The following is a 24,436-nucleotide window of genomic DNA, read 5'->3' on the forward strand; positions in this document are numbered from 1 at the left end:
ACCGGTTTGACGCCCGGCACCCTCACCGGCGGGAACGAACCGCCCGCCGGTGCGACCCGCCCTCGGAGCCCGCCCGGCCAGGCAGTCTCCGTACCGGGGCCCGTACGGCGTCCCTCGCACGACGATCCGGGCCCGCATTCCCCCGCCCCCGCCCCCGACTTGCCCCACGAGCGGGGCCGGCTCCGCGCCCGCGGGGCACCGGGGCGCAGAAGGCCGGAGACCGTAACACCCGGGACCCACAGGACTCCCGGCACCGGCGGACCGCAGGGGCGAACCGATCGGTCTCGGACAGATACCGAACGCCGGACGACCCCCTCCGGAGCACACCCGCACGAGGTATTTCGAATAGATATTCGAAATACTTTTCGGGGGGTTCGGAAAGGCCATCAGAAAGCCCTCGGGCGGAAGACTTTGCAACGGCAGAGTTTGCATTGTCCGAGATCCGACCGGAGGACCGCCCGCCGTCCGCGATATCGGCCCTCGCGGGGAATCACTCGGCGTCACCTGCCGGCTTCGGCCGAATTCCTGACGGGCCGCCCGGCATATCGACCGAATACACGGCCCCGGAGGTTCGGGGCGGCTCGCCCTTTCGTATCGGACCCAGCGGGAAAACCGGGATTCAGACCTTCGGGTCCTCCCGGACCGCCGGTTCCGGGGTCCGGCCCCTCGGGGCTCCGGTCCGCCGGGGCCCGCCGGGTCCTGTCGTGACGGGACCCGGCCGGGGCCGGTCCCGTCCGCGTGCCGGTGCCGACGGGACACGATCCCGTCGGGGGGCGCGGGGCACCCCGCGCCCCCCCGACTGCAAAGCTCTTTCCGTCAGTACGCGAGCCGGCTTCCACCGCCCGGGGCGCTGCTGCTCGCCTCGACCAGCGCTTCGAGCACCGTCCCCACGTCCGGCAGCCACGGCGCTACGGCCCCGGAGGCGGAACCCTCCCCGCGCGAGGACGACCGGAGGCCCCGCGAGGAAGACCGGGAGTTGTCCGAGGACGACCGGGAGGCGCGCGACGGCGCCGGGGGGTCGGCGGCCGGGGCCCGCTCCCAGCGCACCGGCCCCGTCCCCGCCTCGGACGGCGGCAGGACGAGATAGCCGCCCTCGCTGTGGAACCGCAGCGAACTGGGCACCCGGTCCTGGGCGTACAGCAGCTCGCCGAGCCGTTCGAGGGTGTAGGGGGCGACCAGCAGCGACCACCGGGTCGGCGTCGCCACCACCGGTCCGAGCCGCACCCCCATCCGGTCCAGCTCGGCCAGCGCGCGGGCACCGGCCACGGCCGGCAGGCTCAGCGCGCACGGGGCGCGCCCGCCGGTGGCCAGGACGATCGGTGCGGCGGGCCGGTTGGTCCACCACCAGCGCACCATGCGCTCATCGGTGGTCGCCGCGAGGAGGCCGGGGTCGAAGGGGTGCGCGCCGGGCACGGCGCACTCGGGATCGGGGCAGGCGCAGCCCCGGCCGCGGTCGCCGCGGCCACCGGCCGCGGCGAGTCCCACTCCGGGAAGCACGGGCCACTGCCATGTCGTGGCACAGGTCAGGGCCGCGTCGAGCCGGGCGGGCCTTCCCCCGCGCCGGAACCGGAGCCTGCGTCGCCTTCCGAGGATCTCGCGCATGAGCGCTCGTTCCTTTCCGTTGAACGCCGAGGGTCCACATCACACCACGGGTGCGTTGCCGTACGTGTGCATCACTTCACCGTGCGTACATGCTTCTCGTGTCCGCGGTACGGAAGGTTCGTCGTACCGGGCACGGGCCGAGCCGATTCGTGCAGGGGCGATACGGGTCGGGACGCGGAACATGGCGGGGGAGCGGCGCATGCTCGCGCCTGCTGTCCCAGGGTGCAAACCCCGCCACTCGGGGGTGGGGACATGACCGTCACATGAGAGGACGTCCGGGCCCACTGCCGGGTTCCGGGGCGATCAGAACTGCCCCCGACCATCATTGATTACGTACCCAGCATGCCCGAAATGACGCTCTCTCCGGGACTTCACCCCGAGAACACCCCCTTGTCGAGCGGACCCAGTCGACCTCAAATGCCTGTCGCAAGGTGCGTTTTTTGGCCAACTTAGCAGGCGATCGGACACCACAAAACCCGTAGGGACAATGCTGGACATCGCCTCACTTCTGCGTGTACATCTGGTGCTACGTGTACATGCGGATGCACTGATAACGGCGCAGAATGACATGGGGGTTCGCGATGCTATTCCATGAAACGCGCCGGTCGGAAAGCCGACAGCCATGAGTACCCCCCACCTGCCAAAAGTGGCTGGAATCGATCCCACAGTTCCGGTTTCAACGCACACTGCCGGGTCTTCGCCCGATGTGCCGGCCGCTCCGGGTGCCTTCATCCAGGACCGCCTCGCCGGCTGGGTCTCCGACCTCACCACCCTTCACGAACTCACCGAGCGGCTGGCCGGTACCGGCACGCTCGACGACGCGCTCCACGAACTGCTGGAGGCCGGAGCCGCCCTGGTCGGCGCCCGCCGCGGCCTGGTCGTCCTCGAACCCTCCGACCGCCGCGGCCCCGTCAGCACCATCGGCCTCGGTCTCGCCCACGCCGAGCTCGGGCACATCGAGACGGTGCCGCGCAGCGCCACCTCCTACGGCCGGATCCTGGAAGGGTTCCCGGACGCCGAGGGCGCGCTGACCACCCCCGACCTGCTCGGCGACACCAGCCTGGACCCGCGCCGCCGCGAGGTCGCCGCCCGCCTCGGATACGCCGCCAGCTACGCCCTGCCGCTCACCGCCGGGGCGACCGGCAGGCTCGGCGCGGCCGTCTGGCTGTACGACGAACCCGCCGAACCCCTGGAACGCCAACGCCACCTCATCGGCCTCTACGCCGCGTACGCGGGCGAGCACCTGGCCAGGCTGCTGGAGCTGGAGCGGGCCAGGGCCGACATCGCGACCATCTCGGAGGAGCTGCTGCCCACCCGGATGCCCCGGGTGCCCGGCGTGCAGCTGGCCGCCCGCCACCGCAGGGCACCCCAGGGCGGCGGCGACTGGTACGACGCGCTGGCCCTGCCCGAGGGCGCGCTCGGCCTCGCCGTGGGTTCGGTGAGCGGCTCCGGGCCCGGCGCCCTCGCCGCCTCGGGACGGCTGCGGGCCGGGCTCCGGGCGTACGCGGTGATGGAGGGCGAGGACCCGGTCGCCGTGCTCTCCGACCTGGAACTGCTGCTGCGGCTCACCGAACCGGCCCGCTCCGCGACCGCCCTGTTCGCCTACTGCGAACCGGCCCGGCGCAAGATCCTGCTCGCCGGTGCCGGGCACGCCCCTCCGCTCGTCGTCGGTGAGCGGCGCACCGAGTTCGTGGAGACCTCGGTCTCCGCGCCGCTGGGCATGCTCGCCTGCTGGGAGGCGCCCAGCGTGGAGATCGCCCCCGCAGAAGGCGAAACCGTTCTGCTCTACACCGACGGGCTGCTGCGCCGCGCCGGCGACTCCACGGACCGGGCGTTCGCGCGGCTCCACTCCGCGGCGGCCTCCGTACCGAAGGCGCTGCGCCACGACCCCGGTTCCGTCGCCGACCACGTGCTGCGCGCCGTACTGCCGGACGGGCTCGACCGGTCCGGCGGCACGGAGGACGTGGCCCTGCTGGCCGCGCGCTTCGACTGAGCCCGCGCGCCCGGCCCTCCGCGCGTCCTCCCCGGCCCCTTCCGGAACGCTCCCGCGTCTTCCCCGATCCTCGCCCCGAGGCACCCGTCCCGGCCGTGTAACAGGTCTTCCGGCCCTGTGCCCCCTTCCGCACGCCCGTACGATGGACGGGGTCCAGTGTCGTATCAAGGAGAGACAAGTCGTGGCTGAGGAGCTCACCCCGGAGAACCCGGAGACCGAAGAAGAGCAGGCTGTCAAGCAGCGGAAGAACGGCCTGTACCCGGGCGTCTCCGACGAACTCGCCGCGAACATGAAGTCCGGTTGGGCCGACACCGAACTCCACGGCCTCGAACCGATCCCCCAGGCCGCCCACACGGCCGCCCGCCGCGCCGCGCTCTCCGCGCGCTTCCCCGGCGAGCGTCTGGTCATCCCCGCGGGCAACCTGAAGACCCGCTCCAATGACACCGAGTACGCCTTCCGCGCCTCCACCGAGTACGCGTACCTCACCGGCGACCAGACCCAGGACGGCGTCCTCGTCCTGGAGCCGACCGCGGACGGCCACGAGGCCACCATCCACCTGCTGCCGCGCTCCAACCGCGAGAACGGCGAGTTCTGGCTCGACGGCCAGGGCGAACTGTGGGTCGGCCGTCGCCACTCCCTCACCGAGGCCGAGCAGCTGCTGGGCATCCCGGCGAAGGACGTGCGCGAGCTCCCGGCCGCGCTGGCCGAGGCCACCGGCCCGGTCCGCAACGTCCGCGGCCACGACGCCGGCATCGAGGCCGCGCTGACCGACAAGGTCACCGCGGAGCGCGACGAGGAGCTGCGCGTCTTCCTCTCCGAGGCCCGGCTGGTCAAGGACGAGTTCGAGATCGCCGAGCTGCAGAAGGCGTGCGACGCCACCGCGCGCGGCTTCGAGGACGTCGTGAAGGTCCTCGACAGGGCAGAGGCGACGAGCGAGCGCTACATCGAGGGCACCTTCTTCCTGCGCGCCCGCATCGAGGGCAACGACATCGGCTACGGCTCGATCTGCGCCGCCGGGCCGCACGCCACCACCCTGCACTGGGTGCGCAACGACGGCCCGGTGCGCTCCGGCGAGCTGCTGCTGCTCGACGCCGGTGTGGAGACCAACGACCTCTACACCGCCGACGTGACCCGCACCCTCCCGATCAACGGCACGTTCACCCCGCTCCAGCGGAAGATCTACGACGCGGTGTACGAGGCCCAGGAGGCGGGCATCGCCGCCGTGAAGCCGGGCGCCGGCTTCCGCGACTTCCACGACGCCGCGCAGCGGGTCCTCGCCGAGAAGCTCGTCGAGTGGGGCCTGCTGGGCGACCTGTCCGTGGAGAAGGTCCTGGAGCTGGGCCTCCAGCGCCGCTGGACGCTGCACGGCACCGGTCACATGCTCGGCATGGACGTCCACGACTGCGCCGCCGCCCGCACCGAGACGTACGTGAACGGCACGCTGGAGCCCGGCGTCTGCCTCACCGTCGAGCCCGGTCTGTACTTCCAGGCCGACGACCTGACCGTGCCGGAGGAGTACCGGGGCATCGGCGTCCGGATCGAGGACGACATCCTCGTCACCGAGGACGGCAACCGGAACCTCTCCGACAAGCTGCCCCGCCGGGCCGACGAGGTCGAGGCGTGGATGGCCGCTCTGAAGGGCTGATCCCGGCCCGGTCCGGCGAGGACCGGGGAGCCCCGGGAGGGACGCTCTGCTCAGGACACCATGAGCAGGGCGTCCTTCCGCCATTTCAGGACCTTGTCGAAGCTGACGACGGCGCCGCGGCCGGGGCGGTTGCCGAAGTGGACGTGGTCGGCGAGCTGCTCGATCAGGCACAGGCCCCGGCCGTCCTCGGCGCTGAGCGACGGGTACTGCGGGGAGAACGCGCACGGCTGCGCCTCGTACGAATCAGCCGGCTGCGCCTCGTACGGTGGGGGCCCGTGTCGCTCCGCGGACGTGCCGGACGGCTGCCGGGCGGGGAAGCCGGGGCCCGAGTCGGCGACCTCGATGCGGCACTTCTCGCCGTCCAGATAAGCGGTGACCCGGTACTGCCCGGAGGCCGATCCGGGCAGCTCGTCCCATACGTCCCACGGGTCGAGGGCGACGCCCCGGTCCTCCCGGCTCTCCCGGTCCTCCGCGTCCCGGTGGTCGCCGCCGTGCTCGACGGCGTTCGCGCATGCCTCGCTGAGCGCGAGCGACAGATCGAAGGAGATGTCCGGGTCCACACCCGCGGTCTCCATCGTCCCCAACAGGAAGCGGCGGGCGAGCGGAACGCTCGCGGCCTCACGCCGCAGATGGAGGGACCACCAGATGCTCATGCTCCAGCCTCCTGGCCACGGCTCGACATACCGATAGCTGTATTGCCGCACCGCACCGTTCGTAAGCACGGACCGGATGTGAGACCGCTCATTCGGCGGATGGCCGTGCTCCGCGCGCCCGTGTATGCCGGGCCGGTGCCCCCGCCGACGAACCACGCACCGCCGACCCGGCATGCCCGTCCGGGGTTCCGGCGCGGTCGTGCGCGAGGCCGGTGCGGTCGTGCGCGCGGCCGGTACGGATCCGGCCGAACCGGGGCGACCTTCCGGACCTGCCGTTCCCGGGCGCGGGACCCGGTGCGATGATGGCTCCGCCATGTCTATGCCTGTCGCACGCGCCGGAGCCGGTCTGCGGCTCCTGAGGGCCGCGGTGTTCACCGCGGTCTGTGTCGCGCTGTCCGCGGCAGGCCACTCCCTCGCCTCGTACACGGCGGTCCCCTGGTGGACCCTGCTCGCCGGGTTCCTGGGAATCCTCGCACTGACGGTGCCGCTCGCCGGACGCGAGCGTTCGCTGCCAGCCATCGCCGCCGCACTGGCCGGGGGGCAGATCGCCCTGCACACCCTCTTCGGCATGGGCACACACGGCGCCCCGGCGCACACCGCGGCGGGCGACGACGCGTTGATCCGGTTCGCGGCGAGCCTCGTGTGCGGCGCGGGCCCGGACCGGCTGAACGCCGCCGATGCCCACCGCATCGTCACCACCGCGGGCATCGACCCGGCGGCGGTGGCGGGCGACGGCCAGCAGCACCTGGCCTCCGTGTCCGGTGCGCAGGCGGCCGGTCTCGCCGCACTGCTGCCCAGCCTGCCCATGCTGCTCGGCCACCTGCTGGCCGCCACCGTCACGGGCTGGCTGCTGCGACGCGGCGAGATCGCCCTGTTCCGGCTGGTCCGGCTGTCCGCGCACGGCGCCCAGCAGCTCGCGGCCGGGGCCCGGCTGCGTGCCCTGCGCACCGCGCTGGCCCTGGTCAACGCCCTGCGCGCCGGGCTTCCCGGAGGCCCGACGACCGGACCGCGCATCGCCCGTACCGAGGCCGACACCCCGGCTCCCGCCGCCGGGGACCCCCTCCAGCACCTGGTGATCAGGCGCGGGCCGCCCTCCGCGTACGCGCTCGCAGCCTGACGCGACACCCAACCCCGGCGTACGCACGCCCCGGGGCGCGGACCTCTCCGTGCCGTACCGGTCATCAGTGCGCACGCCGTACCCGGTACCCGGGGAAGAGGTGTCGCGATGCCGGCGCGCACCCGCGCGCCGGGCCACCTTTCCCTGTGCTTCCGTGGAGTGATCCCTGTCATGAACGTTTCCCGCATCGCCCTCGCCGGCGGCATCGCCGCCTCCGCCGTCCTCGTCCTCGCCGGTACGGCCTCCGCGCACGTCAGCGTGCAGCCGCAGGGCGAGGCCGCCAAGGGCGGCTACGCCACCGTCAACTTCAAGGTCCCCAACGAGCGCGACGACGCCTCGACGATCAAGGTCGAGGTCAACTTCCCGAGCGACCACCCGCTGGCCTCCGTCATGCCGCAGGCCGTGCCCGGCTGGAACGTCGAGGTGACCCGGAGCAAGCTGGCCAAGCCGCTGGAGATGCACGGCCAGAAGATCAACGAGGCCGTCTCCAAGGTCACCTGGACCGCCGAGGGCGCCAAGGACGAGCGCGGCATCCGCCCCGGCGCCTTCCAGCAGTTCCCGCTCTCCCTCGGCCAGCTCCCCGAGGACTCCGACCAGCTGGTGTTCAAGGCCATCCAGACGTACGACAACAAGGAGGTCGTGCGCTGGATCGAGGAGCAGAAGGAAGGCGCGGACGAGCCCGAGAGCCCGGCGCCCGTGCTCGCGCTGACCGAGGCGGCCGACGGCGGGCACGGTGCGGCCGCCGGCTCCGAGAACACCGACCGGGCGGCCGACAAGGAGACCGCGGCCGCCTCGGACACGTCCTCCAGCGACACCACGGCCCGTGTCCTCGGCATCGTCGGCATCGTCATCGGTATCGCCGGGGTGGCCTTCGGCGTCCTCGCCGGCCGTCGCCGCACCACCTGATCCAGGCCCGTACGGCCCGGTCCCGGCCCCTGGCCCGCAACCGCCCGGTCCGGGCCCGTACCGCCTGATCCGGGGCTCCGCGCAGCCGGAGCCCCCACCCGTCCACAGTCCCGTCCGGAGTCCCGACCCGTCCGGAACCCCGCATCAGCCGGGGTTCCGGGCGCCCCGGAGCCCCACCCGCCCCACCGACCCCCAGGAAACAGTGCTCCATGCGTAGCCCCATGCGTAAGAAAATGATGCTGGCCGCGGCGTTCGTCACCGCTGCCGCGCTCGCCCTGTCCGCCTGCGGCGGCAGCGACGACGGTGCCGAGAAGCCCATCGCCGACGTGTCGGTCCAGCCGAAGACCAAGGCCGCGACCGTCCTCGACCAGCCGTTCACCAAGCCGGACCTCGTCCTCACCGACACCCACGGCAAGAAGTACGACCTCCGCGAGCAGACCAAGGGCAGGCCGACGCTGATCTACTTCGGCTACACCAACTGCCCCGACGTCTGCCCGCTCATCATGAGCAACATCGCCATCGCCAAGAAGGCACTGCCCAAGGCCGACCAGGACAACCTCCGGGTCGTCTTCGTGACCACCGACCCCGAGCGGGACACCCCGTCCTCGCTCGGCAGCTGGCTCAAGGCCCAGGACCCCTCCTTCATCGGCCTCACCGGCGAGTTCCCCGCCATCCAGGCGGGCGCCCGCCAGATCGGCATCGGCATCGACGCGCCGAAGAAGGAGAAGGACGGCACCGTCGTCTCGATGCACGGCTCCCAGGTCATCGCCTTCTCCCCGAAGACCGACAAGGGCTACCTGGTCTACAGCGAGGACACCTCGCCCGACGACTACACCAAGGACCTCCCCAAGATCGTCAAGGGGGAGAACCCGTGACCCGCCGCACCGCCCTCGCCGGCGTCGTCGCCCTCGCCACCGGGCTGGCCCTGGCGGGATGCTCCACGTCGGACGGCGCGCCCCGGCTGAAGGTGACCGGCGCGTTCATGCCGCAGCCGGTCGGCGACATGGCGGCCGGCTTCCTCGTCGTGAAGAACGACGGCGGGACCTCCGACCGGCTCACCTCCGTCACCAGCCCGCTCTCGGACGACGTCACGATCCACGAGACGAAGAACCGGGCCATGCGCATGGTGACGTCCTTCGAGGTGCCCGCGGGCGGCGAACTGGACCTGGAGCGCGGCGGGAACCACATCATGTTCATGAAGCTCAAGCAGCGGCCCGAGCAGGGCGAGAAGGTGTCCATAGAGCTGCACTTCGAGAAGGCCGACCCGATCAAGGTCGACCTTCCCGTGAAGGAGACCACCTACAACCCGAAGAAGCAGTGAGGGACTGACTCGTCATGACAGCCACCGCCCCGCGCTTCGGGCCTTCCCCGTCCGCTCCCGCCGTACGCCGCCCGCTCGCCGCGGCCGCGCTCCTCGTCGCCCTCGTCGGCACGGTGCTCGCCCTGCTGCTGGGCGGCGCCGGCCCGGTGTCCGCGCACGCCGCGCTCACCGGGAGCGACCCGCAGGACGGGGCGGTGGTCGCCACCGCTCCCAAGGAGGTCACGCTCACCTTCTCCGAGCAGGTCGCCCTCGGCGACGACTCCGTCCGGATCCTGGACCCCGACGGCAAGCGCGCCGACACCGGCACCGCCCCGCGCGACCTGGGAAGCGGCTCCGTCGTGAAGTACGGCGTCCCGCTGCACGCCGGACTGCCCGACGGCACGTACACCGTCGCCTGGCAGGCCGTGTCCGCGGACAGCCACCCCGTGTCCGGCGCCTTCACCTTCTCCATCGGGGCGCCCTCACAGACCGCCGTCGCGCTTCCGACGGACCGGGCCGGCGGCGGCGTCGTCGGCGCCCTCTACGGCATCGCGCGCTACGCCGCGTACGCCGGTTTCGTCCTGCTGGTCGGCGGCTCCGCCTTCGTGCTCGCCTGCTGGCGGCGCGGGGCGGGCGCGCGTCCCCTGCAGCGTCTGGTCGCGCACGGCTGGCTGACCCTCACCGTCGCCACCCTGGCCATGCTGCTCCTGCGCAGTCCGTACACCGGTTCCGGGAAGCTCGCGGACGCCTTCGACCTCGACGGGCTGAAGGCCGTGCTCGACACCAAGCCCGGCGCGGCGCTCGTCTCCCGGCTGCTGCTGCTCGGCGCCTCCGCGCTCTTCGTCGCCGTGCTGTTCGGGGGGTACGCGAAGCGCGAGGACGAACGCGAGAAGAAGGACCTCACCTTCGGGCTGGCCATCGGCGGCACGGTGATCGCGGCGGGCATCGCCGGGACCTGGGCACTCGCCGAGCACGCCTCGGCCGGCCTCCAGCCCGGCATCGCCATGCCGGTCGACGTGCTCCACCTGCTGGCCGTCGCCGCCTGGCTGGGCGGTCTCGTCGCCCTGCTGGTGGCGCTCCACAAGACCCCCGACATCGACGCGACGGCCGTACGGCGCTTCTCCCGCGTCGCGTTCGGCAGCGTGCTCGTGCTCACCGCGACCGGGATCTACCAGTCCTGGCGCCAGGTAGGCACCTGGTCCGCCCTCACCGGCACCGCGTACGGGCAGTTGCTGCTCGTGAAGGTGGGGCTGGTCGGCGCCCTCGTCGCGATCGCCTTCTTCTCGCGGCGCTGGACGGCACGGCTGATCACGAGCGGGACCGGGACGGACAAGACGGAAAGGACCGGGGCGGACGGGCCCGAGACCGATGAGGCCGACGGGGCCGAGGCCGAGACCGATGAGGTCGTCACGGCGGCAGACGGTGCGGAGGACCCCGTACGGGCGGCCCAGCTCGCCCGGCAGCGGGCCGCGGTGACCACCGCCCGGAAGAAGCGGGTCCGCGACGCCGACCCGGAGCGGTCCGGGCTCCGGCGTTCGGTGCTGGCGGAAGTCGGGGTCGCGGTGGCGCTGTTGGCGGTGACGACCGTGCTGACCTCGACCGAGCCGGCCCGTACGGAGGAGGAGGCCCGTTCGGCCACGGCGGCGGCCCCGGCATCCGCGGGCCCGGTCGACTTGACGCTGCCCTTCGACACCGGCGGCGAGAACGGCAAGGGGACGGTGCGGATGGACATCGACCCCGCCCGCCCCGGCGCCAACGAACTCCACATCTGGATCGACGGTGCCGACGAGAAGCCCATGGATGTCCCCGAGCTGAAGGTCGCCTTCACCCTGAAGTCCAAGGACATCGGCCCGCTCCCCGTCCTTCCCGACCGGATCGCCGAGGGGCACTGGGCATCGAGCGGCGTCCAGATCCCGATGGCGGGTGACTGGAAGGTCTCGGTGACCGTCCGTACGTCGGACATCGATCAGACGACCGTCGACAAGAACGTGAAGATCGGCTGAGCAGGGATCGTGAGCGGAAAAAGCAGGAACAGCGGAAGCAGCAGGAAGAGCCCCGCCGGTCGTACGGGCGGCGAACGCGCGGATGGCAGCCGCGCGGATGGCGGACGCGCGACCGGCAACGCCGCCGGTCCCAGGAGCGGCAGCGGGAAGGTAAGCGGTCCCAGGAACGGGAACGCCGCCGGTCCCAGGAACGGGAACGGGAGCGGCGACGGAGGCGGGAGCGGGGGCTCCGGGGTGCGCGATGGCGGTGCCATCTCCCGGCGGCGGCTGCTCGGCAGTGCGGGCGCGGCCGGGGCGGCCGGGCTCGTACTGGGGGCGGCGGGCGGTGCGACGGGCTACGCCGCGACCAGGCCCGACGAGCCGACCGCGCTGGCCTCGGTCGGCTCCACCGAGGTGATGTTTCACGGGAAACATCAACCGGGGATCACCACTCCGCTTCAGGCGCGCGGCCATCTCGTCGCCTTCGACCTGGTCCCGGGGGCCGGGCGGAAGGAAGCGATTGCCCTGATGCGCCGCTGGTCGGACACGGCCCGGCGGCTGATGGCCGGCGAGCCCTCCGGAGGCGCGGCGGAGGGCGCCACCCATGACACCGGGATCGCGCTGGACGCCGGGCCGTCCTCGCTGACCGTCACCTTCGGCTTCGGCCGGACCTTCTTCGAGCGCACGGACCTGGCCGACCGCCGGCCGCCGGGGCTCGACCCGCTGCCGCCCTTCTCCTCCGACCACATCGACGCCCGGCGCTCCGAGGGCGACCTCTGGGTCCAGATCGGCGCCGACGACGCGCTCGTCGCCTTCCACGCGCTGCGCGCCGTGCAGAAGGAGGCCGCCCCCGCCGCCCGGGTCCGCTGGCAGATGAACGGCTTCAACCGCGCACCCGGCGCCACCGCGCGGCCGATGACCGCCCGCAACCTGATGGGCCAGATCGACGGCACCGGCAATCCGAAGCCCACCGAGAGCGACTTCGACCGGCGCGTCTTCGTCCCCGGCGGGACCGGTGCGAAGTACGAATGGCTCGCGGGCGGCTCGTACGCGGTCGTGCGCCGGATCAGGATGCTGCTCGACGACTGGGAGAAACTCCCGGTGCAACGCCAGGAGCAGGTCATAGGGCGCCGGAAGAAGGACGGCGCCCCACTGAGCGGCGGCACCGAGACCACCCCGATGGACCTCGACAGGGCGGGCCCCGACGGCAAGCTCCTGATCCCGGACAACGCCCACGCCCGGATCTCCTCCCCCGAGAAGAACAGCGGCGCGGCCATGCTGCGGCGCCCCTTCTCGTACCACGACGGCATCTCGTCCGACGGTGTTCCGGACGCCGGGCTGCTGTTCATCTGCTGGCAGGCGGATCCGCTGCGCGGGTTCGTCCCGGTGCAGCGGAAACTGGACCGGGGCGACGCCCTCTCGCCGTTCATCCGGCACGAGGCCAGCGGGCTGTTCGCGGTGCCGGGAGGTGCGGCGGACGGCGAGTACGTGGGGCAACGGCTCCTGGAGTCCTGAGCCGACGGGCGCATTAGGGTGACCGTATGTCCGCCACGCGCTACGCCTATCTCGGCCCCGAGGGCACCTTCACCGAGGTCGCCCTCCGTACGCTCCCGGAAGCCGCCACCCGCGAACTCGTCCCGATGGTCTCGGTTCCGGCGGCCCTGGACGCGGTGCGCAGCGGTGCCGCCGCGGCGGCACTCGTACCGATCGAGAACTCCGTCGAGGGCGGCATCACCGCGACGCTCGACGAGCTGACCAGTGGCGAACCGCTGATGATCTACCGCGAGGTGCTGCTCTCCATCACCTTCGCGCTGCTGGTGCGGCCCGGCACCCAACTGTCCGACGTCAAGACGGTCACCGCGCATCCGGCCGCGCAGCCGCAGGTGCGCAACTGGATGGCCGCCCACCTCCCGGAGGCCGTGTGGGAGTCGTCGGCCTCCAACGCGGACGGCGCCCGGCTGGTCCAGGAGGGCCGGTACGACGCGGCCTTCGCCGGTGAGTTCGCGGCGGCGACCTACGGGCTCGAACCGCTGGTGACGGAGATCCACGACGCGGCGAACGCGCAGACCCGCTTCGTCCTGGTCGGCCGTCCCGCCCGGCCGGCGGCGCCGACCGGCGCGGACAAGACGTCGGTGGTCATCTGGCTGGGCGAGGACCACCCCGGCGCGCTCCTCGAACTGCTCCAGGAGTTCACCGTGCGCGGGGTGAACCTGATGCTGATCCAGTCGCGGCCGACGGGGGCCGGCATCGGGAACTACTGCTTCGCGGTGGACGCGGAGGGCCACATCGCGGACCGCCGGGTCGGCGAGGCGCTGATGGGGCTGAAGCGGATCTGCCCGAAGGTGCGGTTCCTGGGGTCCTACCCGCGGGCGGGGGTGGCCCCGGAAGACGTACGGCCGCTGCGTGCCGGTACGTCGGACGCGGAGTTCACGGACGCCTCCGACTGGCTGGCCCGGAACATGGACGGCCGGGGCTGACGGGGCGGGGCCGAGGGCCCTCGTATCGCGGCTCCCCACACCCTCACTGTCGATATTATGAGCCGCTTTTCATAATCCACAGAGTTATCCACAGGGGCGGTTCTCGACCTGGGGACAAGTCGACACCCTCTATACGACATGGTCGACATATCGCCCCAGTCGCCCCGGATCCATCCACAGGTCGACACTCCACCCCCACCTCCCGCCGCCACCCCACCCCGCCGATCGACCCTCCAATGCGGAGAATTCCCACCCGAACGAGCGTATGGGGTGGGTTTGAGCGGAAAATCTACGAGCCGCCACGACCTTTCCGGAATAGATCATTCCGACTTCCACAGATTGCCTACACAGGCTGTGGATAACTTGCGAAAGCCTCAACACCTGTGGACAACCGGCGACCAACTCCCCCTCCCTGCAAGGCCGGTACGTCAAGCCGCACGCGACTTCTGCTCCATTCAGATGAATGCGCTCTTTTCATTGACGGGCAAGATCGCCACCAGTCACGCAATCCCTTTCAGAATTACCAATTCGGTCAATTAGGGCAAAGTGACACGCTCGGCCATATCGGTTCGAGCTGGGGAAGTGCGCACCGGTAGCCTGGAGGGGTGATTGACCTTCGCCTGCTTCGTGAGGACCCCGACCGTGTTCGCGCCTCCCAGCGCGCCCGTGGAGAGGACGTCGGCCTCGTCGACGCCCTTCTCTCCGCCGACGAGCTGCGCAGGTCGTCCGGGGTCCGCTTCGACGAACTCCGCTCCGAGCAGAAGTCGCTCGGCAAACTCATCCCCAAGGCGTCGCCCGAGGAGCGCACCGAGCTGCTCAAGCGGGCCGAACAGCTGAAGACCGAGGTCAAGGCCGCCGACGCGGCCCAGGCCGAGGCCGACGCCGAGGCCAAGAGCCTGATGCTGCAGATCGGCAACATCGTCCACGAGGACGTGCCGGTGGGTGGCGAGGAGGACTTCGTCGTCCTGGAGACGCACGGCACGATCCGTGACTTCGGGGCCGAGGGCTTCGAGCCCAGGGACCACCTGGAGCTCGGCGAGAAGCTCGGCGCCATCGACATGGAGCGGGGCGCCAAGGTCTCCGGCTCGCGCTTCTACTACCTGACGGGTGTCGGCGCGCTGCTGGAGCTCGCCCTCGTCAACGCGGCGATCGCGCAGGCCACCGAGGCCGGCTTCGTCCCGATGCTGACCCCGGCGCTGGTCCGTCCGCGCGCCATGGAGGGCACCGGCTTCCTCGGTCAGGCCGCGGAGAACGTGTACCACCTGGAGAAGGACGACTTCTACCTGGTCGGCACCTCCGAGGTCCCGCTCGCCGCGTACCATATGGACGAGATCATCGACGCCGAGAAGCTGCCGCTGCGGTACGCCGGTTTCTCGCCCTGCTACCGGCGCGAGGCCGGCACGTACGGCAAGGACACCCGGGGCATCTTCCGCGTCCACCAGTTCGACAAGGTCGAGATGTTCTCGTACGTCGACCCGGCGGACGCCGAGGCGGAGCACCGCAGGCTCCTGGAGTGGGAGAAGCAGTGGCTCACCGCTCTTGAGCTGCCCTTCCAGGTGATCGACGTGGCCACCGGCGACCTGGGGGCCTCGGCCGCCCGGAAGTTCGACTGCGAGGCGTGGATCCCGACGCAGGGCAAGTACCGCGAGCTGACGTCCGCGTCGAACTGCAACGGTTTCCAGGCCCGTCGCCTGTCCGTCCGGATGCGCAGCACCCAGGACGGCAAGAAGGTCCTCCAGCCGCTGTCCACGCTGAACGGCACGCTCTGCGCCGTCCCGCGCACGATCGTGGCGATCCTGGAGAACCACCAGCTGGCCGACGGTTCGGTCCGGGTTCCCGAGGTGCTCCGGCCCTACCTGGGCGGGCGCGAGGTCCTGGAGCCGGTCGACCGGTGACCTTCCCGTACAAGCTCGTCGCGACCGATCTCGACGGCACGCTGCTGCGCGGCGACGAGACGGTCTCCGAGCGCACCCGCGCGGCGCTGGCCGCGGTCGCCGCGGCCGGTGCCGCGCACATCGTCGTCACCGGCCGGGCGGTCCCCTGGACCCGGCACATCCTGGAGGACCTGGGATACGAGGGGCTCGCGGTCTGCGGCCAGGGCGCCCAGGTCTACCACGCGGGCGAGCGCAGGCTGCTGACCTCGCTGACGCTGGACCGGCAGCTCGCCGGTCTCGCGCTGTCCAAGGTCGAGGCCGAGATCGGGCCGCTGGCACTGGCGGCGAGCCGTGACGGGCTCGACGGCGAAGTCCTGGTCGGCCCCGGCTACCGCGTACAGGATGGGCCGCTTCCGGCCGTCTTCGTGGACGACCCCGCCGAGATGTGGTCCGCGCCCCTGAACAAGGTCTACATACAGCATCCCGACCTCGACGACGACGCGCTGGCGAAGGCCGCCCGCGCGGCCGTCGGCAACCTGGTGGACGTGGTCATGGCCGGTCCCGGCGTGGTGGAGATCCTCCCGCTGGGGCTGAGCAAGGCGACCGGCCTCTCGCTGGCCGCGCGCCGGCTGGGCGCGAAGGCCGCGGACACCCTGGCCTTCGGCGACATGCCGAACGACATCCCGATGTTCGCCTGGGCGCGGCACGGCGTGGCGATGGCCAACGCGCACGAGGACCTGAAGGCCGTGGCCCAGGAGGTCACCGCGTCCAACGAGGACGACGGCATCGCCGTGGTCCTGGAGCGGCTGCTCCAGGGTCTTCCGTCCGGGGCGGCCTGAACAGCCCGGACGGTTCGGGCGGTTCGGGCGGGGAAACCGAACGGGTGGGCGCGACAGCTCCCACCCGTCGGCCGCCGGTCGGCGGCCCTTGCTGTTGCGGAGGATGCGCGGATCGAACGCGCGCGGGGCGAAGACCCCGACGACGGCTTAGCAAGCCGCTGCCTTACCACTCGGCCAATCCTCCGGGAGGGCGGCCGACGCGATGCGCGAACGGTGCCGCCCCGGGCGTTCCGCCCCGAACCGCACCGCGGGGAGCCGTCGGTGACCGCTCCGCTACTTCGGTGCCGGTGGGGGTCCGCCCTGCCGGGAACTCGACGGACTCGTACTCCTGGTCATCGTCGCGCTCCTCTCCCGGTTCGTGGCGTGCGCGCATGCGCAGGTGTCCGCGTATCGGCGCGTATCGTACCGACCACTGTGCCCCGCACGGCCCTTCGGCGCCACCGGTTTTCCGCGCGGAGCCGAAGGACCACGAACTCCCCTCCGGTCAGCGGCGCTTGTCGTGTCTACGGTTCAATTCCTTCAGGTTGCGGGCCAGTTCATCCACCCTGCCGTCGATACGGACGATGTCCTCCGCGACGTGCCCCAGCCGCACGCTCATGGCCCCGACGACCTGATGCGTGGCGTCCAGCCTCCGGTCGAGGCTGTCGAGCCGGTGCGACATCCGGTCGAGCACCGGCCCGAGCTCCTGCAGCGCGCTGCCCACCCCGGCGAGGCAGCTCTCGACCCGGGTGACACGGTGTTCGAGCGAGGCGTAGCCCGCGCGCAGATCCTGCTCGGCGTCCAGCAGATAGGTACGCACGCATCGGGCGATGTCGCTGTCGCGAAGAAGCATCGCGATGTCGAGGACGGTTCGGCGGGTGTAGAGGGTGAGCTGAGTGGCTGCCTGTGGATAACTTTCGACCCCTCCACCACCCCATAGGGACAACATGTCCCTATGGAATTTCTGCAGCTCAGTACCGCGCAGAAGTTTGAGCCCGTTCTCCGACACCTCGGCCCGGTGCCGCTGGGTGACCTTTTTGACGACCTCTGTGGATACTTCGAAGTACCGCGCCACGTCCTCTGTGCGAACGTGAATTCCGTCCGGGAGCATGACAAGGCTCTTCACCTTGTCGAGGACGTCGACGCGTCCCATCTGTTCGACGCGCAGTGCGCGCGATTCGAGCAGGGCGACTTCTGTTGGCATGAGCATGCCTTTCGATCGTGAACGTCGGTGGACGGCCCCGTCCCGGGCCCGAGGGTGGAGGACGCTCACGGTTGCCACTACTCAATGACCGACCCGGCGGGGTTCTCCCGCACCGGCATCGGCAATCCCTTGTTTCACGAAAGCCAGGTCGCCACGGATTCCAGTTGCCTCCACGCACCCCGACCAACGAACCGGCACCCGCACAGTCACGCGTACGCCCGACGGCTGTCCGAAACGAACCGGCCCCGAAACGGACCAACCCCCGCCCGGAGGGCGAGGGTTGACGAGCGGGGCGACGGGTGGGGAAGGAGTGGTCGATGGGGCGCGGTGGCCGCAGCCCCGTACCGGAGGGGACCGCCGTCCCCCGTTCCGCCGTCCCCGGTCACTCCTCCCCGGCCAGCTTCAGCGTGCGCAGCTTCCGGCCCGCGTACCAGGTGGCCACCACCGTGACCGCCACCAGCAGGACCGTCCCGGTCGTCAGCCCGACGTCCGAGGTGATCACGTCCGAGCCGCCGGCCTTCTCGGCGACCGCGAGGGACCACTGCTGGACGCTGAGCGTGCGCGCGCCGGGCACCAGGGAGCCGAACAGCGCCTCCCACACCAGCGCGTAGACGAGACCGAAGACGACCGCGTGCCGGCTGACGGTGCCCAGCAGCAGGAACAGCGCGCTGTACGCGATCGAGGCGACCAGGGCCGCGATGGTGTAGGCCACCGCGACCTGCTGGCCGTTGCCGTTGAGAATCAGTCCGGCGATCAGGGTGGGCACCGCGGAGAAGACCATGGTCACGGCGATGGCCACGGTCAGCTTGGTGCAGATGATCGTCGGCCGCTTCACCGGCTTGGCCAGCAGGTAGACGATCGATCCGTCATCGATCTCGGGGCCGATCGCCCCGGTCCCGGCGATCACCCCGATCAGCGGCACCATCGTGGCGATGGCGAAGCCGCCCAGCACGTCCGAGGCGACCTGGTCGTCGGCCCCGGCGAACATCCGCACCGCACCGGCGATGACCAGCAGCAGGGCCGGCAGGACGAACAGGATGGCGGCCCGGCGCCGGCCGAGCAGGGCCCGGTAGGTGAGCCGGGCGACTGTGGGGTCGTACATGACGCTTCACAGCTCCTTTCAGGCCACTACTCAGGCCGCTACGAGATAGGAAAAGACCGATTCGAGGGACTCGTCGGACGGCGAAACGGTCAGAAGGCGAATCCCGTGCTCACGTGCGACCTTCGGCAGCAGTTCGGTGAAGCGTCCGAAGTCGACCGCCTGGATGCGCAGGGCCCGTTCGCCCAGGTCCACCTCGATGCCGGCCGTCGACGGGTCGGCGATCAGCGCGGCGGCCAGGGCACGGTCGTCGCTGGAACGCACCAGGTAGCGGTGCGGGCGGTCCGTCATCAGACGGCGGATCTTCCGGAAGTCGCCGGAGGCCGCGTGCCGTCCCGCCACGATCACCTCGATGTGCGAGGCGAGCTGTTCGACCTCTTCGAGGATGTGGGAGGAGAAGAGCACCGTCCGGCCCTCGGCCCCCATGCGTCGCAGCAGTTCCATCAGCTGCATCCGCTGGCGCGGGTCCATGCCGTTGAACGGCTCGTCGAGCAGCAGCACCGACGGTTCGTGGACCAGGGCGGACGCCATCTTCACGCGCTGGCGCATGCCCTTGCTGTACGTCGAGATCTTGCGGTCCTGCGCGTACTCCATCTCGACCGTGGCCAGCGCCTTCTGCGCCTCCGCGTCGCCGAGCCCGTGCAGTTCCGCGTTGGCGACGACGAACTCGCGGCCGGTCAGGAAGTCGTACATCGCCTCCCGCTCCGGCACGATCCCGATCTCGGCGTAGACCGCCTCGTTGCGCCAGATCGGTTTGCCGTCGAGGGTGACCGCGCCGGTCGACGGGGCGAGGAATCCGCCCATCATGTTGATCAGCGTGGACTTTCCCGCCCCGTTGGGCCCGAGCAGCCCGGTGACGCCCGGGCCCACCGTCATGCTCACGTCGTTGACGGCGACCACGTTGCCGAACCAGCGCGAGGTGTGGTCGATCTCGATGGTGGTCACAGCCCGACCTTCCGGTAGCGGCGCATCAGTACGGCGTACGAGCCGGCGACGAGCGCGAGAACAACGATCAGATAGACCATGCCGACCCCGGCTCCCAGGTCTTCCCCTCCGGGGAAGGCCGAGTTCGCGCCGAGGAAGGCGGTCTGCAGGCCGCTGATGAGCGTGATGGGGGAGAAGAGCCCCAGCCATTCGACGGCCCCCGCGGAGCCCGTCTCCCAGGCGATGGACTGGACCACGGAAACCGCTCCGTAGGAGATGGTCAGCACGGCGATCACCGCCGCGACGCCGAAGCCGCGGCGCGGCGTCAGGGCCGCCACCACCAGTCCCAGCGCGGCGAAGAGCACGGAGAGCAGCGCCACCGAAACCATCCCCTGCCCGAACCCCTTGGTCTGGTCGGCGAAGTCGAACTTCCCCAGCAGAGCGCCCGCGTAGAGGATGACGAGCGGCATCCCGGTGATGATGAGGAGCGCGGACGCCATGGCCGCCAGCTTGGCGACGACGTAGTCGACGCGTTCGATCGGCCGCGAGAAGTACAACGGAATGCTCCTGAACCGCAGGTCCCTGGAGACCGACTGCGGCGCCTGCGCGGCGAGGAAGAGGCCGATGACGGCCTGGAGGTAGATCGCGAACGCCGTGTACTTGATCGGCAGCGCCGTCGAGCCCGGGGTGGCGATGGCGACGGCGACGATGATCGCCGCGACCATGCACATCACGCCGAGCAACAGCATCGGCAGCACCTTGGACTTGGCGGAACGGCCCAGTCCGAAGGAGCCCCGCAGGGACTGCGAGTAGAGGGAGCGGCGCGCGTAGCCGCGGCCCAGGCGGGGGCCGTCGTAGGAGCGGTAGCCGATGTTGTGGATGCGGGAGGTCTCGCTCCCGGCCGTGGTGCCGTGCTCGGTGCTCATCACGACCGCTCCCCCTTCTGCCGGGTGGCGTCGGCGGCCGTGGGCGCGGTCCGCGGTGTCTCGTCGGAGTTGAAGACCTCGGCGATGTGGTGGCGCCGCTGCTCCATCCTCACGAGCCCGAGGCCGAGCCCGGCGACGCTGTCGCGCACGATGTCGTACGTCTCCTCGCCGGTCGCCTCGACCAGCAGGATGTGGCCCGCGCCGGGCAGTCCCCGGTCGTCGAGGCCGTCGTGGCCGATCAGCTTCACGCCCGCCCCGGTGAGGGCCCGGCGCAGCGCGTCGGTGCCGTCCGGGTGGGCGGCGCTGTCGGTGACCTCGACCGCGAGGGTCGTGGTGGTCTGGGTGAAGTCGCTGGTGGAGCTGGAGCGCAGCAGGGTTCCGCCGTCGATGACGACGACGTGGTCGCAGGTGCGTTCCAGTTCGCCCAGGAGGTGCGAGGTGACCAGGACCGAGATGCCGAAGTCGCTGTGGACGCGGCGGATCAGCCCGAGCATCTCGTCGCGGCCGACCGGGTCCAGGCCGTTGGTCGGCTCGTCCAGCAGGACCAGTTGCGGGTCGTGGACCAGCGCCTGGGCCAGCTTGACGCGCTGCTTCATGCCGGTCGAGTAGCCGCCGATGGGGCGGTAGCGCTCCTCGTACAGGCCGACGTGGCGCAGCGTGTCGGCGGTGCGCTCGCGCGCCGCCGTCGGCGGCAGTCCGGACATCCGCGCCATGTGGACGACGAACTCGGTGGCCGAGACGTCCGGCGGCAGGCAGTCGTGCTCGGGCATGTAGCCGACCCGTTCCCGGATGGCGGCACCATCGGTGGCGACGTCGAGCCCGAGCACCGCGGCCCGGCCCTCGGTGGCGGGGGACAGACCCAGCAGGATCTTGATCAGTGTGGACTTGCCGGCCCCGTTGGAACCCACCAGGCCGGTCACACCCGGTCCGATGTCCAAGGAGAGCCGGTCAAGCGCGGTCACCCGGGGGAACCGCTTGCTCAGGCTTTCGGTCGCGATCACAGTCACGTGTTCGAAGGTAGTGGCGCGGACCACATCGGTCGTCAGCCCTGGCGGCTGGATCGGCATCCGACTCCAGATGTACGGACCCGTAAGGGGGCACCGCGAGGTATGAGGCCGAGGGCCGGGGCCGGCCGCGCCCCCGTCGTTGCCCCGAAGTTGTCCACAGGTCTCCGCGCACCCCTTGACGTAGCCGCCGGGCATTGTCACATTCATCAGTGTCACGTTACGGACACGTACCGCACACGGCAGGGAACGGACGGTGGCATGGCCTCGGCAGTGAAGGACCAACGGGCCCCGGAGCTGGATGGGTTCAGAGAAGTCCAGCGGCTCGCGTACGCCTGCGCGGAAGCGGTCGCCGGCCGGCTGCGGCCGGGGGTGACCGAGCGCGAGGCGGCCCGCATGCAGCGCGACTGGCTGCGCGAGCGCGGGGTGCGGGACTGGTTCCACCTCCCCTTCGCCTGGTTCGGCGACCGCACGGCGTTCGCCGGGTTCAAGGTGCCGCTGCAGTTCTTCCCGACCGACCGGAGGCTGGAGCCGGGGATGCCGTTCATCCTCGACATGGCCCCGGTGTACAAGGGCTTCACGGCGGACATCGGCTACTCCGGCTGCCTCGGGCTGAATCCGCTGCACGACCGGCTCCTGGCCGACCTGGAGGACCATCGCGAGCTGATCCTGCGCGAGGTGCGCGAGCGGCGTTCGCTGCGCGAGATCTACGAGGACGTCGAGCGCCTGATGATCCGGCAGGGGTACGCCAACCGGCATCGCGCGTATCCGTTCGGCGTCATCGCCCACAAGGTCGACCGGGTGGTCGAGCGGCGCTGGGCCCCGCACGTGTTCGGCTTCGGCACCCAGTCCCTCAAGGGGCTGCTGAGCGACGCGCTGCACGGGCACCGGGAGGGCTGGTCGCCGCTGTGGAGCCCGTACCGCTTCTCCGACCATCCGCCGCAGCCGGGGCTGTGGGCCGTCGAGCCCCATCTCGGATTCCGCGGCACGGGGGCCAAGTTCGAGGAGATCCTGGTGGTCACCGACTCCAAGGACCCCGAGCAGAGCGCCTTCTGGCTGGACGACGATCTGCCGCACGTGCGGCGCTGGGCCGAGGAAAGGGTGGCGGCATGAGCCTGCTGGATCTGCCGGGGGCGCGCGAGCGCCGGGTGCGCACGGGCGGCATCGAGCTGTGCGTGGTCGAGCTGGGGGACGCGGCGCGGCCGACGGTCGTGCTGGTGCACGGCTATCCGGACAGCAAGGAGGTCTGGACGGAGGTCGCCAGGCAGCTGGCCGACCGGTGGCACGTCGTGCTGTACGACGTGCGCGGGCACGGCCGGTCCACGGCCCCGAAGCCGCTGCGCGGCGGCTTCACCCTGGAGAAGCTCACCGACGACTTCCTGGCCGTCGCCGACGCGGTGAGCCCGGACCGCCCGGTGCACCTGGTGGGGCACGACTGGGGGTCGGTCCAGTCGTGGGAGTTCGTCACGGTCAAGCGCACCGAGGGCCGGATCGCCTCGTTCACCTCGATGTCCGGGCCTTCCCTGGACCACTTCGGGCACTGGATCAAGCAGCGGATGTCCCGGCCCACCCCGCGCCGGGTCGGCCAGCTGCTCGGCCAGGGCGCCAAGTCCTGGTACGTCTACATGCTGCACACCCCGGTGCTGCCCGAGCTGGCCTGGCACGGCCCGCTCGGCAAGCGGTGGCCGCAGATGCTCCAGCGGCTGGAGAAGGTGCCCGCCGGCGACTACCCGACGTCCTCACTGCCCGATGACGCGGCACACGGCGCCTGGCTCTACCGGGACAATGTGCGCGCCCGGCTGAGCCGGCCGCGCACGGACGCCTACGCGCATGTGCCGGTCCAGCTGATCACGCCGACCGGGGACGTCTTCCTCTCGGAGAAACTGTACGACCAACTGGAGCTGTGGGCCCCGCAGTTGGTGCGCCGTTCGCTGGAGGGCAAGCACTGGGTGCCGCGCACCAGGCCCGACCGGCTCGCCGCCTGGATCGACGAGTTCGTCGCCGCCAACGAGTCCGCCACGGAGGACGGCCGTCCGGTGCAGGACACCGCGCCGTCCGGGGCGTACTCGGAAAGGTTCGGGGGGCAGCTGGTCCTGGTGACGGGGGCGGCCGGCGGCATCGGCCGCGCCACCGCCTTCGCGTTCGCCGAGGCGGGGGCCCGGGTGGTGGCCGTGGACCGGGACGCGGAGGGGGCGGCCCGGACCGCGGAGATGGCCCGGCTGATCGGCTCCCCGGCCGCCTGGGGCGAAGCCGTGGACGTCAGCGACGAGCAGGCGATGGAGAAGCTCGCCGAGAAGGTGGCCGCCGAGTACGGCGTCGTCGACGTCCTGGTCAACAACGCCGGGATCGGCCTGTCCGGCTCCTTCCTGGACACCACGAGCGAGGACTGGAAGAGCGTCCTCGACGTCAATCTGTGGGGGGTCATCCACGGCTGCCGGATCTTCGGCCGGCAGATGGCCGAGCGCGGCCAGGGCGGCCACATCGTCAACACCGCCTCCGCCGCCGCCTACCAGCCCTCCCGGGCGCTGCCCGCGTACAGCACGTCCAAGGCGGCCGTGCTGATGCTCAGCGAGTGTCTGCGGGCCGAGCTCGCCGACCGGTCGATCGGGGTCAGCGCCATCTGCCCCGGCATCGTCAACACGAACATCACCGCGACCGCGCGCTTCGCCGGTGCCGACGCCGCGGAGGAGCAGCGGCTGCGGAAACGGACCAGTCGGCTGTACGGGCTCCGCAACTACCCGCCGGAGCGGGTCGCCGACGCGATCCTCAAGGCGGTGGTGCGCAACCAGGCCGTCGTGCCGGTGACGCCGGAGGCCCGCGGGGCCCGGCTCCTGTCCCGGTTCAGTCCCGCTGCGCTGCGCGGGATCGCCCGGCTGAAGCCGCCGCTGTGAGCGGCCCCGGGCAGCCGGTGC

Annotated in this window: 20 protein-coding genes and 1 tRNA gene; 13 read left to right on the forward strand and 8 right to left on the reverse strand. The window is 71.3% G+C overall.

All coding sequences use genetic code 11. The features are described from left to right. Positions 1–816: 816 nt before the first annotated feature. Positions 817–1,602 (reverse strand): bifunctional DNA primase/polymerase, encoded by a 786-nt coding sequence (locus tag ACFYW1_RS07190; RefSeq protein WP_388988325.1) that lies wholly within the window; start codon positions 1,600–1,602, stop codon positions 817–819. Between the two features lie 622 nt (positions 1,603–2,224). Here ACFYW1_RS07190 and ACFYW1_RS07195 point away from each other — a divergent pair. Both ACFYW1_RS07195 and ACFYW1_RS07200 read left to right on the forward strand, forming a co-directional pair. Beyond that, positions 2,225–3,595 carry a PP2C family protein-serine/threonine phosphatase gene (locus tag ACFYW1_RS07195; protein ID WP_388988328.1) on the forward strand — a complete coding sequence of 457 codons (1,371 nt, stop codon included), beginning with the start codon at positions 2,225–2,227 and terminating at the stop codon, positions 3,593–3,595. Between the two features lie 181 nt (positions 3,596–3,776). Then, positions 3,777–5,240, forward strand: coding sequence for an aminopeptidase P family protein (locus tag ACFYW1_RS07200; RefSeq protein WP_388988332.1), 1,464 nt, complete (start codon positions 3,777–3,779; stop codon positions 5,238–5,240). Between the two features lie 50 nt (positions 5,241–5,290). On the opposite strand, the gene ACFYW1_RS07205 is transcribed toward ACFYW1_RS07200, so the two are convergent. Next, positions 5,291–5,893 (reverse strand): ATP-binding protein, encoded by a 603-nt coding sequence (locus ACFYW1_RS07205; RefSeq protein ID WP_388988335.1) that lies wholly within the window; start codon positions 5,891–5,893, stop codon positions 5,291–5,293. A gap of 313 nt (positions 5,894–6,206) precedes the next feature. Here ACFYW1_RS07205 and ACFYW1_RS07210 point away from each other — a divergent pair, with 313 nt between their 5' ends. From ACFYW1_RS07210 to ACFYW1_RS07250, 9 genes are all read left to right on the forward strand, one after another. Further along, entirely contained in the window at positions 6,207–7,010 is an 804-nt protein-coding gene (locus ACFYW1_RS07210) for a hypothetical protein (RefSeq protein ID WP_388988338.1), read from the forward strand. Between the two features lie 171 nt (positions 7,011–7,181). Further along, entirely contained in the window at positions 7,182–7,916 is a 735-nt protein-coding gene (locus ACFYW1_RS07215) for a YcnI family protein (RefSeq protein WP_388988341.1), read from the forward strand. A 221-nt stretch (positions 7,917–8,137) separates the two neighbouring features. After that, entirely contained in the window at positions 8,138–8,791 is a 654-nt protein-coding gene (locus ACFYW1_RS07220; protein ID WP_388988344.1) for an SCO family protein, read from the forward strand. After that, positions 8,788–9,237 (forward strand): copper chaperone PCu(A)C, encoded by a 450-nt coding sequence (locus tag ACFYW1_RS07225; protein WP_388988347.1) that lies wholly within the window; start codon positions 8,788–8,790, stop codon positions 9,235–9,237. Before ACFYW1_RS07220 ends, ACFYW1_RS07225 begins: the two co-directional genes overlap by 4 nt. Positions 9,238–9,251: 14 nt before the next feature. Beyond that, complete coding sequence (locus ACFYW1_RS07230; RefSeq protein ID WP_388988350.1) at positions 9,252–11,219, forward strand: copper resistance CopC/CopD family protein; 1,968 nt, start codon at positions 9,252–9,254, stop codon at positions 11,217–11,219. A gap of 234 nt (positions 11,220–11,453) precedes the next feature. Beyond that, positions 11,454–12,713, forward strand: a complete 1,260-nt coding sequence (gene efeB / locus ACFYW1_RS07235) for an iron uptake transporter deferrochelatase/peroxidase subunit (RefSeq protein WP_388988353.1) — start codon at positions 11,454–11,456, stop codon at positions 12,711–12,713. Between the two features lie 26 nt (positions 12,714–12,739). Then, positions 12,740–13,675: a prephenate dehydratase gene (gene pheA / locus ACFYW1_RS07240; protein WP_388988356.1), complete on the forward strand. Its 936-nt coding sequence runs from the start codon at positions 12,740–12,742 to the stop codon at positions 13,673–13,675. Between the two features lie 605 nt (positions 13,676–14,280). After that, positions 14,281–15,570 carry a serine--tRNA ligase gene (gene serS, locus ACFYW1_RS07245; RefSeq protein WP_388988359.1) on the forward strand — a complete coding sequence of 430 codons (1,290 nt, stop codon included), beginning with the start codon at positions 14,281–14,283 and terminating at the stop codon, positions 15,568–15,570. Next, positions 15,567–16,388 carry an HAD family hydrolase gene (locus ACFYW1_RS07250; RefSeq protein WP_388988362.1) on the forward strand — a complete coding sequence of 274 codons (822 nt, stop codon included), beginning with the start codon at positions 15,567–15,569 and terminating at the stop codon, positions 16,386–16,388. The genes serS and ACFYW1_RS07250 overlap by 4 nt, the downstream gene beginning before the upstream one ends. A gap of 97 nt (positions 16,389–16,485) precedes the next feature. On the opposite strand, the gene ACFYW1_RS07255 is transcribed toward ACFYW1_RS07250, so the two are convergent. The 6 genes from ACFYW1_RS07255 to ACFYW1_RS07280 all read right to left on the reverse strand — a co-directional run bounded on the left by ACFYW1_RS07255 (position 16,486) and on the right by ACFYW1_RS07280 (position 21,587). After that, a tRNA-Ser gene (locus ACFYW1_RS07255) sits at positions 16,486–16,572 on the reverse strand. Between the two features lie 300 nt (positions 16,573–16,872). Further along, positions 16,873–17,571: a hypothetical protein gene (locus ACFYW1_RS07260; RefSeq protein WP_388989296.1), complete on the reverse strand. Its 699-nt coding sequence runs from the start codon at positions 17,569–17,571 to the stop codon at positions 16,873–16,875. Between the two features lie 382 nt (positions 17,572–17,953). Then, complete coding sequence (locus ACFYW1_RS07265) at positions 17,954–18,673, reverse strand: ABC transporter permease (RefSeq protein ID WP_388988365.1); 720 nt, start codon at positions 18,671–18,673, stop codon at positions 17,954–17,956. A 30-nt stretch (positions 18,674–18,703) separates the two neighbouring features. Then, on the reverse strand, positions 18,704–19,615 hold the full coding sequence (locus tag ACFYW1_RS07270; RefSeq protein ID WP_388988368.1) for an ABC transporter ATP-binding protein: 912 nt from the start codon (positions 19,613–19,615) through the stop codon (positions 18,704–18,706). Next, positions 19,612–20,520, reverse strand: a complete 909-nt coding sequence (locus tag ACFYW1_RS07275; protein WP_388988371.1) for an ABC transporter permease — start codon at positions 20,518–20,520, stop codon at positions 19,612–19,614. Before ACFYW1_RS07275 ends, ACFYW1_RS07270 begins: the two co-directional genes overlap by 4 nt. Then, positions 20,520–21,587 (reverse strand): ABC transporter ATP-binding protein, encoded by a 1,068-nt coding sequence (locus tag ACFYW1_RS07280; protein WP_388988374.1) that lies wholly within the window; start codon positions 21,585–21,587, stop codon positions 20,520–20,522. Before ACFYW1_RS07280 ends, ACFYW1_RS07275 begins: the two co-directional genes overlap by 1 nt. A gap of 198 nt (positions 21,588–21,785) precedes the next feature. Between ACFYW1_RS07280 and ACFYW1_RS07285 the strand changes: the two genes are divergently transcribed. Continuing rightward, positions 21,786–22,637, forward strand: coding sequence for a M24 family metallopeptidase (locus ACFYW1_RS07285; RefSeq protein ID WP_384216676.1), 852 nt, complete (start codon positions 21,786–21,788; stop codon positions 22,635–22,637). Further along, positions 22,634–24,415, forward strand: a complete 1,782-nt coding sequence (locus ACFYW1_RS07290) for an SDR family oxidoreductase (RefSeq protein WP_388988378.1) — start codon at positions 22,634–22,636, stop codon at positions 24,413–24,415. Before ACFYW1_RS07285 ends, ACFYW1_RS07290 begins: the two co-directional genes overlap by 4 nt. The last annotated feature ends 21 nt before the right edge of the window (positions 24,416–24,436 follow it).

The organism is Streptomyces sp. NPDC002669, from assembly GCF_042889165.1.
Classification (GTDB): domain Bacteria; phylum Actinomycetota; class Actinomycetes; order Streptomycetales; family Streptomycetaceae; genus Streptomyces.

Excerpts from the sequence above, each read along its gene's own strand:
- ACFYW1_RS07215 (WP_388988341.1), top strand. The coding sequence starts at position 7,182 with ATGAACGTTTCCCGCATCGCCCTCGCCGGCGGCATCGCCGCCTCCGCC.
- ACFYW1_RS07205 (WP_388988335.1), bottom strand. The coding sequence starts at position 5,893 with ATGAGCATCTGGTGGTCCCTCCATCTGCGGCGTGAGGCCGCGAGCGTT.
- ACFYW1_RS07230 (WP_388988350.1), top strand. The coding sequence starts at position 9,252 with ATGACAGCCACCGCCCCGCGCTTCGGGCCTTCCCCGTCCGCTCCCGCC.
- ACFYW1_RS07285 (WP_384216676.1), top strand. The coding sequence starts at position 21,786 with ATGGCCTCGGCAGTGAAGGACCAACGGGCCCCGGAGCTGGATGGGTTC.
- ACFYW1_RS07210 (WP_388988338.1), top strand. The coding sequence starts at position 6,207 with ATGTCTATGCCTGTCGCACGCGCCGGAGCCGGTCTGCGGCTCCTGAGG.
- ACFYW1_RS07190 (WP_388988325.1), bottom strand. The coding sequence starts at position 1,602 with ATGCGCGAGATCCTCGGAAGGCGACGCAGGCTCCGGTTCCGGCGCGGG.
- ACFYW1_RS07260 (WP_388989296.1), bottom strand. The coding sequence starts at position 17,571 with ATGCCAACAGAAGTCGCCCTGCTCGAATCGCGCGCACTGCGCGTCGAA.
- ACFYW1_RS07280 (WP_388988374.1), bottom strand. The coding sequence starts at position 21,587 with ATGCCGATCCAGCCGCCAGGGCTGACGACCGATGTGGTCCGCGCCACT.
- ACFYW1_RS07290 (WP_388988378.1), top strand. The coding sequence starts at position 22,634 with ATGAGCCTGCTGGATCTGCCGGGGGCGCGCGAGCGCCGGGTGCGCACG.
- ACFYW1_RS07275 (WP_388988371.1), bottom strand. The coding sequence starts at position 20,520 with ATGAGCACCGAGCACGGCACCACGGCCGGGAGCGAGACCTCCCGCATC.
- pheA (WP_388988356.1), top strand. The coding sequence starts at position 12,740 with ATGTCCGCCACGCGCTACGCCTATCTCGGCCCCGAGGGCACCTTCACC.
- ACFYW1_RS07195 (WP_388988328.1), top strand. The coding sequence starts at position 2,225 with ATGAGTACCCCCCACCTGCCAAAAGTGGCTGGAATCGATCCCACAGTT.
- ACFYW1_RS07265 (WP_388988365.1), bottom strand. The coding sequence starts at position 18,673 with ATGTACGACCCCACAGTCGCCCGGCTCACCTACCGGGCCCTGCTCGGC.
- ACFYW1_RS07220 (WP_388988344.1), top strand. The coding sequence starts at position 8,138 with ATGCGTAAGAAAATGATGCTGGCCGCGGCGTTCGTCACCGCTGCCGCG.